This is a genomic window from Candidatus Thiodiazotropha endoloripes, from assembly GCF_001708965.1.
GTDB classification, from domain to species: Bacteria; Pseudomonadota; Gammaproteobacteria; order Chromatiales; family Chromatiaceae; genus Thiodiazotropha; species Thiodiazotropha endoloripes.
Genome location: NZ_LVJW01000003.1, coordinates 35133 through 50160, shown reverse-complemented (window position 1 = coordinate 50160; position 15028 = coordinate 35133). Strand labels below are relative to the sequence as shown.

The 15028-nt window shown below is 51.1% G+C and carries 14 protein-coding genes; 3 read left to right on the top strand and 11 right to left on the bottom strand.

The features are described 5' to 3' along the window. The first annotated feature begins 615 nt into the window (after positions 1-615). Positions 616-1560, top strand: coding sequence for a glycosyltransferase family 2 protein (locus tag A3193_RS00225; protein WP_083218230.1), 945 nt, complete (start codon positions 616-618; stop codon positions 1558-1560). 355 nt (positions 1561-1915) lie between these two features. Beyond that, positions 1916-2926 (top strand): glutamine synthetase beta-grasp domain-containing protein, encoded by a 1011-nt coding sequence (locus tag A3193_RS00220; RefSeq protein WP_069004204.1) that lies wholly within the window; start codon positions 1916-1918, stop codon positions 2924-2926. Between the two features lie 99 nt (positions 2927-3025). Here A3193_RS00220 and A3193_RS00215 read toward each other — a convergent pair whose 3' ends face one another. The 11 genes from A3193_RS00215 to A3193_RS00165 form a co-directional block, all read right to left on the bottom strand. Further along, positions 3026-3982, bottom strand: coding sequence for a serine/threonine protein kinase (locus tag A3193_RS00215; RefSeq protein ID WP_069004203.1), 957 nt, complete (start codon positions 3980-3982; stop codon positions 3026-3028). A gap of 400 nt (positions 3983-4382) precedes the next feature. Then, positions 4383-6215 (bottom strand): nitric oxide reductase activation protein NorD, encoded by a 1833-nt coding sequence (locus A3193_RS00210; protein ID WP_069013763.1) that lies wholly within the window; start codon positions 6213-6215, stop codon positions 4383-4385. Then, on the bottom strand, positions 6215-7198 hold the full coding sequence (locus tag A3193_RS00205) for a 4Fe-4S binding protein (RefSeq protein ID WP_083218528.1): 984 nt from the start codon (positions 7196-7198) through the stop codon (positions 6215-6217). Before A3193_RS00205 ends, A3193_RS00210 begins: the two co-directional genes overlap by 1 nt. Further along, positions 7191-7589 (bottom strand): magnetosome magnetite crystal formation protein family, encoded by a 399-nt coding sequence (locus A3193_RS00200; RefSeq protein ID WP_083218229.1) that lies wholly within the window; start codon positions 7587-7589, stop codon positions 7191-7193. Before A3193_RS00200 ends, A3193_RS00205 begins: the two co-directional genes overlap by 8 nt. Then, positions 7582-8364, bottom strand: coding sequence for a CbbQ/NirQ/NorQ/GpvN family protein (locus A3193_RS00195; RefSeq protein WP_069004200.1), 783 nt, complete (start codon positions 8362-8364; stop codon positions 7582-7584). The genes A3193_RS00200 and A3193_RS00195 overlap by 8 nt, the downstream gene beginning before the upstream one ends. Before the next feature lie 10 nt (positions 8365-8374). After that, positions 8375-8656 (bottom strand): cytochrome C oxidase subunit IV family protein, encoded by a 282-nt coding sequence (locus A3193_RS00190; protein WP_069004199.1) that lies wholly within the window; start codon positions 8654-8656, stop codon positions 8375-8377. Positions 8657-8663: 7 nt separating this feature from the next. Then, a complete protein-coding gene (locus A3193_RS00185) occupies positions 8664-9245 on the bottom strand; it encodes a cytochrome c oxidase subunit 3 family protein (protein WP_069004198.1) in 582 nt (193 codons plus the stop codon). An 84-nt stretch (positions 9246-9329) separates the two neighbouring features. Beyond that, entirely contained in the window at positions 9330-10718 is a 1389-nt protein-coding gene (locus tag A3193_RS00180; RefSeq protein WP_069004197.1) for a cbb3-type cytochrome c oxidase subunit I, read from the bottom strand. 14 nt (positions 10719-10732) lie between these two features. Then, a complete protein-coding gene (locus A3193_RS00175) occupies positions 10733-11179 on the bottom strand; it encodes a c-type cytochrome (RefSeq protein ID WP_069004196.1) in 447 nt (148 codons plus the stop codon). 100 nt (positions 11180-11279) lie between these two features. Continuing rightward, the gene (locus A3193_RS00170; RefSeq protein WP_235614873.1) at positions 11280-11483 is read right to left on the bottom strand and encodes a zinc ribbon domain-containing protein; all 204 of its coding nucleotides are present in this window, start codon (positions 11481-11483) and stop codon (positions 11280-11282) included. Then, positions 11480-12220, bottom strand: coding sequence for a Crp/Fnr family transcriptional regulator (locus tag A3193_RS00165; protein ID WP_069004195.1), 741 nt, complete (start codon positions 12218-12220; stop codon positions 11480-11482). The genes A3193_RS00170 and A3193_RS00165 overlap by 4 nt, the downstream gene beginning before the upstream one ends. A gap of 770 nt (positions 12221-12990) precedes the next feature. Here A3193_RS00165 and nhaD point away from each other — a divergent pair. Next, a complete protein-coding gene (gene nhaD / locus A3193_RS00160; protein WP_201258760.1) occupies positions 12991-14523 on the top strand; it encodes a sodium:proton antiporter NhaD in 1533 nt (510 codons plus the stop codon). Positions 14524-15028: the final 505 nt, after the last annotated feature.

Genomic DNA, 15028 nt, shown 5'->3' with positions numbered 1-15028 from the left:
CAAACCTCTCCTTGACCACTCGCAAAGGAGATTCAGATAGGACTATCTGATAGACGAGGATGGATCCAGGCAAACAAAAATTTCGACCTGTAACGACCACAGCATGACTGGCAACACCGTTTAAATACTGTAACAACCATTCTCAATGACCCAATGACTCCGACCAAGGCCTACTACACCACTTCTGTGAAAATCATAAGTAAGCTTGATTACCCTACCAAAACAAAGCAAAACAAAGCGCAATGACGCTGCAGATTCCAGGACTGGATGAATAAATCCCTCCACTAGATTTCATAACAGCCATACACTATAAATACATTAAGCCGGGATCCTGATACTCTCTCCAATGCTATAACTATTTGGTAAATATAAGGCCACACAGTCACCTGAAGAGACACTGTCACTGGCCTCAGAACTTAACTCCGTTTCATCTTTAAGCTTCATATTCCGGTCGCTAATAAAACAGCCAATTCATCCCACTTGAGTACGATATTTCATGTGTAAACCAACTATTTATAAGCCTTTCCATAAAGATGATTAGATTCGGTAATTACGTTAAACTAGCGCTCATCTCAACACTGTACCCAGTGCACTATTCACTGACAGCCTATCGATATGCCAAGTGACAACGCGCCCAGGAGGCAACCAGATCTTTCCGTCGTGATCCCTGCGTACAATGAAACGGCGCATCTCGGCAACCTGATCGAATCCATTCGTCATAATCTGTATGACCTGGATCTCGAGATTATTGTGGTGGATAACGGTTCAACCGATGACACAGCAGAGCTGGCACAACAAGCAGGCACACACCTGGTCAAAATTCCTAAAGACTCCATCTCCAAGGCACGAAACATTGGCGCTGCTACTGCTGCCGCCGATGTAATCGCATTCATCGATGCGGATGTTCGTCTGACCCGGAGCTGGGCAGTAACAATGAAGCAACGTTATCCGGAGATCCGCGACCACTACATGATCACAGGATCACGTTACATGATCCCGGAAAACCCAAGCAATCTGGATAAATATTGGTTCGAGCCACTTTCGGAGAAAGAGGTGACCTACATCAATGGCGGCAACCTGATTTTAAGCAAGACAAGCTTCGACAAGATCGGTGGATTCGATGAAGCGTTGAGTACCGGTGAAGACTTTGAGTTTTGCGTCAGAGGACGCAACCGAGGCGCTCAAATCAACATAGACAGGGAGCTGCAATCCATACACGATGGCTTCCCAAAAACCCTGCTGCAATTCTGTAAACGGGAGATATGGCATGGTATTGGTGATTTTCAGGGCTTGCATCGATTTCTGGAGTCGAAAGTCGCCATCGCCGCTGTCGTCTTCGTACTGATCCATCTGTTTTTTATCGGCGCCCTGCTGAGCAAAGCCTATCTGACAGCCCTCTTCTTTGGCCTCTTACTGCTGTTGATCAGCTTTGCAGTATCGAGAAAAATCTTCCGCAACAGCAGTCTCGGTATCATTCTGCACAATACCCCCTACTGTTACTTCTATCTGATTTCCCGCTTTTTGTCCCTTCCCAAGCTTTTGCTCAATAAAATCTCGTGACACACACCAGCGCACCAATATAGTGCATGTAAAAAGCGCATGCGCCTCATTATGGTGCACACCCAAATTATTTGGTACACCAAAATATTGCTAACTAGCTGTTTATAAAATGAAAACAGAAAGTGGCATGGATGATGCTGCTCAGAGATCGCGCTAGCTGTGATCGACGGCATATTCAGGCACATTGCTCTTTTTGGAACAAGCTGCACTCCACGCTTAATCCGATTGGTGCATTCAGAGAGGCCTGATCATGACCATGTTGTCCGCCGGGAATCTTGCACGACTTACCGTCATTGATTTCTATCGCATTACGCCAAAACGTAATTCTGATCTTTCGTTTGGAGATATATAAAGTATGAAAAGTAAGCTGGAATATATTTGGCTCGACGGCTACAAGCCGACCCAGAGCCTGCGAAGTAAAACCATGGTCCGCTCCGATTTCAGCGGTAAACTCGAAGACTGCCCGATGTGGTCGTTTGACGGTAGCTCGACCGAACAGGCTGAGGGTAGCGCATCTGACTGCCTGCTGAAGCCAGTCGCGGTAATTCCTGATCCGGCGCGTAAAAATTCTTACCTGGTGATGACCGAAGTCCTCAACGCCGATGGCACACCGCACCCCTCCAATGGTCGGGCCACCATTGAAGATGACGATGAAGATTTCTGGTTCGGTTTCGAACAGGAGTATTTCCTCTGGGATCCTGTTACCAATCTCCCACCAGGCTTCCCGGCTGGCGGTTACCCACCTCCTCAGGGCCCTTACTACTGCTCGGTCGGTGCACGCAACGCCTATAACCGCGACCTGATCGAAGAGCATCTGGATCTGTGTCTGGAAGCCGGCCTGAACGTTGAGGGTATCAACGCTGAAGTGGCTGCAGGCCAGTGGGAATTCCAGATCTTTGCCAAGAGCGCGAAAACCGCCGGTGATGAAATCTGGCTGGCTCGTTATATGCTGGAGCGCACTGCCGAGAAATATGACCTGGCAGTCGACTGGCACCCCAAACCACTTGGCGAAACTGACTGGAATGGTTCCGGCATGCACGCCAACTTCTCGAATGGCCCGATGCGAGAAGCCGGTAATGAAGAGATCTTTACCAAGATCTGTGATGAGTTCGGCAAGAATGTCGGCCCCTGTATCGCGGTCTACGGCGCGCACAATGAACAGCGCCTGACAGGTCAGCATGAGACCCAGTCCATCGACCAGTTCAGCTACGGTGTTTCCGACCGTGGTGCGTCGATTCGTATCCCGGTTGGTACGGTCGAGGATGGCTGGAAAGGTCGTCTGGAAGATCGTCGTCCGGCATCCAATGCGGATCCCTATAAGGTTGCCGCAATCATCGTCAAGATCACCAAAGAGGCTCTTGGCTGATCCGACTCTGGTTGAGTGCGATCAACAACCGGAGCGGCTATGCCGCTCCGGTTTTTTTATTAGTGCTTCAGTGACCGGGTAACAGAAGCTCCCGACACCTCACTTCACACTTGCCCACTCATGTTCCAGAGTGCGTATCACCTCTGTCATGGACTCCGGTCTTGAAGCGGGATCCTTGGCCAGGCATCTCATACAGAGATCTTCGAGAACTTTCGGTAGCGCATATTTACTCACTTCAGAAGGTCTCTCCGGTTGGCGGTTTTCCACCATTTCAAGGATCTCATAGGTCTTGTCACTGTCAAATGGGGTCTGCCCTGTCAACAGTTCATAGAGGACTGATCCCAGACTGTAGATATCCGTACTGAAGCTGATATCCGGATCACGCCGAATCTGCTCCGGTGACATATAACAGAGGGTACCTTGCAACTTGCCATAGCCGGTTATCGATTTATCGCCATCAGCCACAGTTTTGCTTTCCCCTGGCTCTTCCAGAGTAGTGCCATCCTTTCTCCAGACCTTGGCCAGCCCCCAATCCATCAACAGCACTTCATTGTATGGACCGACCAGTATGTTCTCGGGTTTGATGTCACGATGAGCGACCCCATGCACATGGGCGTAACCCAAGGCATGTGCAATCCGCACAACAACCTCGACCAGCTGAGTCAGATCATAACGCTCACGATAATTCAGGATTTCCCGCAGCGTATAGCCATGCACCAGCTTCATGGTGAAATAGTAGTGCCCCCGATTGTCTCGTCCGATCTCATAGATAGGCACTGTATTTGGGTGTTGAAGCATGGCGGAGACCCGTGCTTCGCGGAGCAGACGGATATTCTCTATCTCATCATCGACAAATTCGGAGCGGAGGGTTTTATACGCAACCACCCGGTTCAGATGCATATCCTTGCAGGTCTTGATCAAGGATTTGCCACCCTTGGCGATGGTGCTCAGAAACATGTAACGGGTGTTTTGATTGAGAACCTTGGGCAGCGGTTTGTCAGTGTCTTCCAGGAAGACATCGTTGTATTCTTTTGGTGGCTCCTGAAACTTGAGCATAATGAGTCACTTCATATTCTCTGTGTCAATCAAGTGTAGCACTGTTCCTGGTCTGGTTTATGAATATTTCTTTGAATCGAGACACCGCAAGACAGCCCCCCGATCACCTGAAATTCAACACATTTGTGACAGAGAGATTCAAAGACTTGCGCATAATGCACCACACCGGTGCGCAATCATTCAATCAACTATTTCCCGCATCAAACGACATAAGGTGGAATATCAAAACAGATTGGACTTGCGGCAATCAGTCGCAAGCCTTGGCGAAACACTTGACCGGTCTAGAAACAGTCTCTGAAAAAGTCTGTTAAGCGCATTAAAACCAACCAGTAGACCTTATTCAGCCACAGTCAAGCCAGGGTTCATCGGCTTCATGATCGATCATCTTCTCCCGAATGATTCAACTTGTCAGTTTGGCATAGAGTCGCGGCAGTTCACGAGGCAGCTCTGACGGCTTGCGGATGACCACATACCCGGTTGAACCGAACAGATGAGGCAGATAGTCATTAGCCTTGCTGTCGATGGTGACGCAGAACGGCTCCAGACCCTCCGCACGAGCCTCACGAACAGCCTCACGGGTATCCTCGATACCGTATCGACCCTCGTACTTATCCAGATCATTCGGCTTACCATCACTGAGTATCATCAACAGGCGACGCTCCGACTGATGCTCTTTGAGAATCGAGGTACTGTGACGGATTGCCGCCCCCATACGGGTGTAGTAACCGGGTTTAATGGCCTGAATGCGTCCACGTATAGCGCCGTTGTAATGCTCATCAAACCGCTTGATCTGATGAAAACGGACAGGATCCCGTTTACGGGAAGAGAAGCCATAGATGGCAAAGGCATCTCCGGTTGCGGATAGACTTTCGGAAAACAGGAACAGGCTGTCACGGATCACATCGATCACCCGGGCATGGTTGTCCACCCAGGTATCTGTGGAGAGTGAGAGGTCCGCCAGCAGCAGGCAGGCCAGATCCCGGGATCCCGCTTTCAACAGGCGATAGAGACCGTTATCGGTGGAAGCGTGACCGGCGATACGATCGGTGGCAAAACGCAAGTAGGCGTCCAGATCGATCTCACTGCCATCCTGTTGGCCCTTGTACCACTTCCGTGAAGGCGCCAAATACTGGAATTGAGCCCGCAGCTTTTTTGCTGTCCGGTAGAGATGAGACGGCAGCGTACTACTACCGGCGTCAGCCGCCAGCATCGGCACCACTCGACACAGGTCGGGAATCAGCTGGCGCTTTTTGAAGTCCCATTCCGGCAGCAGGAAACCCTCATGCAGTACCAGATCGTCCTCCGCTGCGGCCGGCAGATCGAGATCAAAACGCAACTTTCCAGCGGCGCCTCTTGCGTCACGACTGATAGTGATAAGATCCATATCCTGAGCGGCATCGGCGGCGCTCTCCAAATCCTCATTCTCTTCCGCATCCCGATCCAGTTTGAGAAAGCCGCCCCAGGTAAAGATATTCTCCATGCGAATGGTGACCAAGCCCCGTCCCTTGGTCTCTTTCTTATCACTCTCCTCGGCCAGTCGCTTAGTCTCAGATTCCAGTGCTTTACTACCGCCGCCGCTGCTGCTCTCACGGTAATCCCGGTTTTGCTGGCGACTCATGCTGACGGGTGGGCAGGGATGAAGCCAGAGTGGCACGGGATGCGGTGGCCGGTGTGCCTGAGGCAGATGTTCAATGCTGCCGGGTTCAAGCAGTGCCTGGCGTATAGCGGACTCCTGAGCCAATTCCAATGGCTGATGGGATGGGGGCTGCAGACGCTGTGCCAGGTGAGCCGACACCAGCCGCTGATAGAGCGGCCGGATGCTGGGGTAGTGTTCCAGCACCTCACAGGTCAGACGCTGATTCCGACTGAACCAGGGTTCATCCTCCAGCTGTTTACCCACGGCAAGAACCACCAGCCAGCGGTAGAGATCCCGATTCAGTTGCGTGGTAGAAAAACAGTCGATCACTGCGGGCAGCCGAAGATACTGCTCATCACGCCAGGCCAGTTCGGCCTTCTTATTATCCCCGGCAATGCGATGCAATAAACTGCGTCGTGCGGCGTGTTCCGTTGCATGGGCGGCTTCAACCTGTAAACCACCATCACCCCCCAACGCTCGAAACAAAATACTGACACGGGTATTAACCTGCTGCAGCGTGACGGCCGCTTCCGGGTAACGGCTCTGCGCTGCACGTGTGATCAGTCGATGCCAGAGTTCACCAACCCGCTCTTCCATCAGTGGCCACCATTGAACGGTATCGTTCTATCTGCAGGCTTACCGCCCTCCTCTGCTGTAGGCCGGCCGGTTGCCACGGCAACGGCCTCCGCATCACTGACCCATTTGAGGAGAGATCTCTGTTCGAGTGATCCCTGCACCTGCTCACAAGCAGTAATGCATTGAGCACACTCGGTACAGGTAAACATGCGACGCTTGATCGAGCGTGGCTTCAGGCGCATTGGACAGATATTGTCACAAGCACTGTTGCAGCTTGAACAATGCCTTGCCCGGTCTCGATCGAAGCCAACGACCAGACCCCGATCATTAGCCATCCAGGCGAGGCTTTGAAACAGACCCACTGCACAGCCAAAACGGCAGAAGAGATGCCGGGCGAAAGTGAATTCAATAAACAGCAGCAGTGTGCCAACACCAATGAAACGGGCCTGGTTAGGGGTTAACGATGCATGCAGCAGGTTGTGGTAGATCTCCTCCGGAGGCAACAGATAGGTGAGCAGTACCACCGCCCAGAGCAGGGCAAAAAAGGCGGCGGACAACAGGGTAAGCGGCCAGTAGCGCCAGTCGAACTTCACCATCGTCCCATCCGCCTGGCGCCGTGGCAGCGGTTGACGCTCCCACAGGCTCTGCCTGCCACTGGCATGAAACATCAGTCGATTGATCATCTCCACCACCGAGAAGTGGGGACAGAGCCAACCGCAATAGAATCGTCCGAATCGCCAGGCGACCCAGATCAACCCGCCGATAACCAACAGCAGGGGCAGAAAACCACGCAAGATGATATTGAAACTGCCCTGCAGAGAGCTGATGTCTCCCTCGATCAGAGCATCCAGGCCAAGCGTCCAGTGGTTGCCAAACAGAATAAAGTGATTGAGGTTCAGGTCGAAACGAAACAGATCGAGGGGCGGCGCCAGGATAAACAGACAAAAGAAAGCCGCCTGAAACAGAGCGCGTCGACGTTGCAGGATTGAGCTGCGCCTAAACATCAACCCGGCCGATCAAGGGAAAACGATAGGTCTGCCCCGCCATGGCTTTGATAAGGCCAAGCAGACCCGGAATCAGTAACAGGGGCACACAGATGATGTAGTAGAGCTCAAAGATGATCAAAGCATGCAGCGAACGATAACCTCCCAGAACAATGATCAACAGATTTGCCGCGGTGAAGAGCAGGGTTGCGATAACGGCACCAATGAATGCCTGATGCAGATGATTGGCAAGCAAACCCGTAGCGCTACCCCGATGGCGCTGCCAAAGCCAGGCCAGCGCTAACAGCGGCAACAGGGGAAACAACAGATTCAACAGATAGAGACCTTCACTGATCACAGCCAGCGTCTTATCCTCGCTGAGATTCTCAATCTGCCGATCCGGCTCAACCACCGAAGGTAACCTCGACCACATCCATCAGCGCAGCAACGGTCTCTTGATCGTCACTCAGAGGCTCAACCAGGGCGGCGCGACACGCCTCCAACGGTGCGTATCCACCCTCAATCAAGGTAGCGGTATAGACCAGCAGGCGGGTTGATGCCGCCTCTTCCAGATCATGATCCTTGAGCGCACGCAGGGCATTGGCCAGGGTTACCAGGCGCTTGGCAAGGGACGCCTCAATTCCTGTTTCGCTGATCAGCACCTGCTGTTCCAGTTCGCTTTCCGGAAAATCGAAACGGGTTGCCAGAAAGCGCTGACGGGTACTCGGCTTCAAGCCTTTGAGTAGATTCTGATAGCCGGGATTGTATGAGACGATGAGCATGAACTCCGGCGGCGCATGCAGGATCTCACCGGTACGCTCGATCGGCAGAATACGCCGATCGTCGGTCAGCGGGTGAAGCACGACCGTGGTATCCTTGCGCGCCTCCACCACTTCGTCCAGATAGCAGATCGCCCCCTCCCTCACCGCCCGGGTCAATGGACCATCACTCCAGAAGGTCTCCCCTTCACCGATCAGATGACGCCCCACCAGGTCGGCCGCGGTAAGGTCATCGTGGCATGACACGGTGTATACGGGTCGCCCCAGACGGGCTGCCATGTGGTTTACAAAGCGGGTCTTGCCGCACCCGGTAGGCCCCTTGATCAACAGGGGAAGTTGATGACGATAGGCGTGCTCAAACAGCTCGATCTCATTCCCCTGGGGTTTGTAGAAGGGTAACTCGTTCAAACCGGACACCTCACTGATAGGATAGATAGAAGGCCATTCCGATCAGGATACCCGGAATGAACAACCAGATAAAAACCGGCCAGCGCCATATACCGCGGACACTGCCGAGCCCCATAAAATAGCTTCCCACCAACTGTCCTTTGATCAACGCCAGAAACAACACCAACAGAGACATCCCAAGACCGCTGAATCCCAGTTTACCAATCAGAAAGGTGGTCAGACTGATGGCGATCAACAACAGATAAGTCAGGGTACAGGGACGAATACCAAGATAACCGCTTAGCTGCTTCATGGTCCGATTACCGCATCAAATAGACGAGAGGAAACAGAATCAACCAGACCAAATCGACCATGTGCCAGTATGAGGCACCGCTCTCGATTCCGGTATGCTCCTGGCGACTGTATTTACCCCTGGCTGCCATCACTGCGATTGCCGCAAGAATGACCATCCCCATGATGACATGCATGAAATGGAAAAAAGTCAGGGAGAGATAAAACATATAAAAAGTATTACTGCTGAGATTGATCCCCTCACTGTAATGGTGGATATATTCGATACTTTTGACAATCAGAAACAGCAGTCCCATGGAGAGTGCTGCCAGCAGCCAGTGGACACAGCGCCTGCGATCGTCCTGCTTAATGGCACTCACTGCACGAACCACAAAATAGGAGCTGGTGATCAACGCCAGGGTATTGATCAATGCCGCCTCCCCGTCCAGTGTCAGCTGGTACTCATTGAACAGCTCCACATGCTGCAGACGGGTAAACGCATAGGCGGCAAAGAAGATTGCAAACACGGCCAGTTCCGCCAGGATGAAGATCCATATCGCCAGATCACCCGGCGGGTAGTTACTCTGTAAAACTGATCTATCTGCCGTCATGGCCACTCAAAGACCTGTTAAAAAAAGGCCGGCACTTCAGTGCCGGCCACAGGAATGAAGGAATTAATCCTTCAGAGGGTATTCTCAACTTGCGGTGGTAGCCTCCGGATCGTTCTGACCCACAAAGAAACTGGCGATGTAGACCACCAGGCCGATCAGAAAGATCACACCGGCAATCTCACGCAGCCAGTAGAAGAGGGAGATCTGCTCCTGTACCACCATGAAGGGCTGTGGATTCTCTCCCATGCGCTGCAGATAGGCTTGCAGAATGCCGGCACCGGTGAGGAACAGGGTAATGAAGACCATGGCAATGGTCATCAACCAGAACGACCACATCTCCCAAACCTGGGACTTCACCGGATTGGCCGCATTACGGCCGCGCAACAGGGGCATCGCGTAGGAGATAATCGTAATGTTGATCATCACATAGGCGCCATAAAAGGCCATATGGCCATGCGCTGCAGTGATCTGTGAACCATGGGTGTAATAGTTGACCGGTGAAAGGGTATGCAGGAAGCCCCACACGCCGGCACCGAGGAACGCCATCACAGCGGTTCCCAGAGCCCACAGCATGGCCGGTTTGTTGGGATGGTCGCGACGACGCTTGTTCACGATATTGAAGGCGAAAACCGTCATCATGAAAAATGGGATCGGCTCCATGGCGGAGAAGATGGAACCCCACCACTGCCAATATTCCGGTGTACCGATCCAGTAGTAGTGGTGTCCGGTGCCCACAATCCCGGTGATCAGGGTCATGGCGATAATCACATACAACCACTTCTCGATCACCTCCCGATCGACACCGGTGGTCTTCACCAGGACGAATGCCAGAATCGCACCGAGGATTAACTCCCACACACCCTCAACCCAGAGGTGTACCACCCACCACCAGAAGTACTTATCCAGAACCAGGTTATCAGGATTGTAAAAGGCGAAGAGAAAGAACACAGCAAGCCCGGTCAGCCCCATCAGCAACACCAGATTGATGACCGTTTTGCGTCCCCTGAGAATTGTCATACCGATATTGAACAGAAACGCCAATGCAACAATGACGATACCAATTTTGGTAATGGTCGGCTGCTCTAGAAACTCTCGACCCATGGTTGGCAGGAGCTTGTTCATCGTGACTTCCGCCAACGTGGAGTAGGAAAGTAACAGATAACCCACAACAGTCAGCGCTGCGGCACCCAGAAATACCCAGAACATCAGAGTAGCCAGCCCAGGTGAGTAGAGCTCAGTCTCCGCCTCTTCAGGCACCAGATAGTATGACGCCCCCATGAAAGCCATCAGCAGCCACACGATCAAGGTGTTGGTGTGGACCATACGGGCCACATTGAAGGGAATCTCCGGAAAGAGAAAATCACCGACCACATACTGCAGGCCCATGATCAGACCAAAAAGTACCTGCGCCACAAACAGGGCGATGGCAGCGATGAAATAGGGTTTGGCAACCGCTTGTGATTGATATTGCATGTTCTTTTCCTCGCTTAACCCTGGATATTCGGCGGCCAATTGGCGGTGTTGATTTCCGAGACATATTTCAGAAATTCAGCAATCGCAGTGAGCTCTTCGTCGCTGAAATTAAACTGCGGCATGCTGCGACGGCCGGGAATACCTTCAGCCGGGCGACTGGCGATAAAGGCTTTGATGGCGTCTGTTGAATTACCGTATCGCTGGTAGACATTCCCCAGCTCCGGAGCAAAGTAGGCACCTTCACCCAACAGGGTATGACAACCGATGCAGTTGTTCTCCTCCCAGATCAGTTTGCCTTGGGTAATAACCGGCCCCAGCTCCCCGGAGAGCGCATCACGGTTATCCCGCTGTGGCAGCTGGCCCATGGTATCGAAGGTGAGGGCAAGAAATAGCAGAAAGAAAAAAGCGGTACCACCGTAAAAGATGTTACGCGCCACTATTTTTGTAAACGGCTGAGCCATCGGAATGTCTCCTGAATCCTATCGTGAGGTAGATTGATATCACAGGAGAAGACTGTGGCTTTGACCTTCGTCAAATTGCGTTTCCCCGCCGGGTGTCGGGTTAACGGGGCAACCAGAAAATAAAGAAACCGCAGAAGACAACCAAGCCAATGAAAAATATAATGAATTTCTTTCTTGCCCCAGAACGGAAACCGCGTTTCTGGAAGTGTGATACGGCGCCGCAGTGGGGACATTCGGCTTGATCATCGGCGATCTTTTTACCGCAATAGAGACAGTTCACCTCGGCCATCTGTCGATCACTCACTCAAGATCCTTGTGTGAAACACAGGGATGGTGCGCGACCGCGGAACCATCGGGCTCAAGTCCGACAACAGCCTCGGTATGGGCCAGCTGTTTGAGCTGTTCAACATCCAATACCGAGACCTCATTACTGGTCACCTTGATAATCTGTTTACTGCTCAGGTTATGTAAAATTCTGGAAAAGGTTTCAGGCTTCATAGAGAGACGCGCCGCCAGCACACCCTTGGCCGCCGGCAGTTTGAAAACCTCACTCCCGGCCTCCTCCATATAACGCAATAGGGTGGCACAGAGCCGGGTGGTGGCACTCTGCAGAGTCAACTCATCGATCTGCCGGATCAGGCCACGCAACCGTTGACTCATGGTCCCCATGATCCTGAAGCTGGTCTCATTGGAATGACTCAGAATATCCAGAAAGCGCTTGTTGTCGAAAGACATCACCCGGGCTGGCCCCAAAGCCTGAGCACTGACCGGATAGACCGGATTGTTCATGAACATGACTGCTTCGGCAAAAGTATTGCCGGGTTGAACGATGTCGATAATCTTCTCATCGCCACTGGGTGAACCCCGAAACAGCTTGATCTGGCCACCAATCACGAGATAGAACCGTTCGGCTTTGTCACCACTCTCAAACAGGGATTCGCCATCCTGCAGTTTCAGTGTATTGCTGTTCTCCAGTATCTGTTTGACCTGCTCATCATTGAGGGCTGAGAAGAGATTGGCTAATCGTATATTGGCAGTCATTTTTTAAAATCACGATTGGATTGGTTTGGTTTGCGGTGAAACATGGTAATAACAAATTGCTTTTTCAGTTCTGAACGATACCGGACTGAGACGCCACGGTAGATCATTGACCCTTTACAGCAGTCTAGTGCCAACTGAAATAGTCTGTCTATACCAGGCGAAAAGAAAGATCTTGATAGGGGCAAGAGAGATAAATCCGACGGCCGCAGGCAGGCTACCTGATAACCGGGTAGAAAAAAAGCAGCCGTACTGAGTATTCAATCGTGACCAGCATGAGGCTATGACCGGAATGCATCGCAGATTTGAAATCGGCCTAGTGTCACCATTCGGAATACAGATCAGTAGGGATAACAAAGAGGAGTGGTTTTGGACTTAACCAGGCGACTCATAAACGGGAGAAAGGACGAATCCGGCACCTTCTTCAATCTTTTTTCCTAATTATTCAGCATGTTATGAAGTTAAATATTTAAAAATACCGCCATAATTGAAGCCATATGTCAACATAAGTCAAAACTCGAAATTAGAGATATCATTCTCATCAAATGATTTTTCCACAGTTCCCCCCAGATCCAACCTTCAACAAGATCTGATCGGATCGATAGTCAGCAATTGCCATTGTGGTAATTGCGGAAGTCAGACTCATTCCAATCCATGTTGAGCCCGAATCCACTATATTTAGTGAAAAAATAATAAATTACCGTAGTTTTCTGCCGCTACCTGAATAAAGCAGTATAAAAAAAATGAGATCAGAATCGAAAAGGGAGATACCAATGAACATTTCAAAGTGTTTGATCGCACTTTTGCTCTTTGCCCTGCCAGGACTGGTAATGGCAGGTGGTGACGGCATCCAGCTTCAGGACTTCACGACTCATTGGGCAGGCATAGTCTGTGTCATAATTTTCGTTATGGCTTATTCACTTGTCATTGCTGAAGAAGCTCTGCATCTGCGTAAGTCCAAGCCTGTGATGGTAGCTGCCGGCATCATCTGGATGATTGTGGCGATTGTCTATGCCAATTCCGGGGACACCCACACGGCAGAAGCGGCTGTTCGGCATAACCTGCTGGAATTTGCCGAACTCTTCCTCTTCCTGTTGGCAGCCATGACCTATATCAACACCATGGAAGAACGGGGGGTATTCGATCTGTTGCGTATTTGGCTCGTTTCGCGTGGGTTTTCATTAAAAACAATCTACTGGCTAACCGGTGTTCTGGCCTTTGTCATATCGCCAATTGCCGACAACTTAACTACCGCCCTGCTGATGGCAACTGTGGCAATGGCCGTAGGCGGAACCAATACAACCTTTGTTGCCATTGCCTGTATTAATATTGTGGTTGCAGCGAATGCCGGAGGAGCTTTCTCTCCATTCGGTGACATCACCACACTGATGGTCTGGCAAAAAGGTATTGTTCAGTTTCAGGAGTTCTTTGTTCTGTTTCTCCCTTCACTGGTCAACTGGCTGATACCGGCAGCCATCATGTCAATGGCGGTATCCAATGAAAAACCGGAACCGATTGAGTCCGGTGAATTCAGATTACGACATGGCGCATGGTTCGTTGTCGGTCTGTTTATCCTGACAATCGTCATGGCCGTTTCAGCGCACAACTTTTTACACCTTCCTCCAGTAGTCGGCATGATGACAGGCTTGGGATTGCTCAAGTTCTACGGATACTATTTGAAGCGCCGGGATGCCATTAAGACCGCAGAAAAGAGTGAAGCGGTTGCCGATGACAACCTCAATCTTGGTGAACACCATATGGCATTGGAGGATAATGCGACACAACAGCGCGGCGCTCAGGATGATCATGGCCATGGCAGTAACCATTACAATATCTTCAAATCGTTGGAGCGCGCCGAGTGGGATACGTTAATGTTCTTCTACGGCATCATCCTCTGTGTTGGCGGCCTGGGAACGCTCGGTTACCTCTCGCTGGTATCTCAAATGATGTATGTCGACCTGGGCACAACCAATGCCAACATCCTGGTTGGTTTTCTCTCTGCGATCATTGATAACATTCCGGTTATGTTTGCGGTACTTGCCATGATGCCTGATATGTCTCATGGCCAGTGGTTGTTGGTTACTTTGACGGCCGGTGTTGGCGGCTCAATGCTTGCGATTGGTTCAGCCGCAGGCGTGGCAGTCATGGGAACCGCCCGTGGCGTTTATACCTTCATGGCCCACTTGAAATGGAGCTGGGCAATTGCGCTCGGCTACGGGGCCAGCATCTGGGTACACTTCCTGGTCAACGCTTCCGCATTCAGTGTACCTGCCGGAGCGGCTGCAAAAGCTGTTGGCGCCCATTAAGAACCTTATATTTCAGCACCAGCCGGGCGATGCCCGGCTTTTTTATTGAAGGATTGAGAAAATCATCACTTCTTAATGAATACACAAGCATGATAACTGTATTGATATCAGATAAGCCTTACAAACTCGCTGATCACAAGATACTTAGTTGTCGGATTAATAGATACTCAATTTGCTTTGGATCAATGCCATTATGATTGTATTCACAGACAATGAGCCATTTGAGCAACAAAGCCTGGATGGACATTCCTAACCGATAGAGACACAGGTCATTCACTTGTACCAACTTTCACCGCAGCGAATCTCTTCCCGTGAAACGCTGAACTGTCCCCATAGGCAGTAGATCTCACCGGAATCTTTATTATCGATAAGAACACTATTGATCGAGACACAATGTGTTCGGATAGAGACGATCTGAAGAAGAGCTTTCAGTTTCGCAAGGTCGGCATCTTGCTTATCTAGTTCGTTAAAGGATTCCATGCAATCACTAAGTTCCATTTCAGGT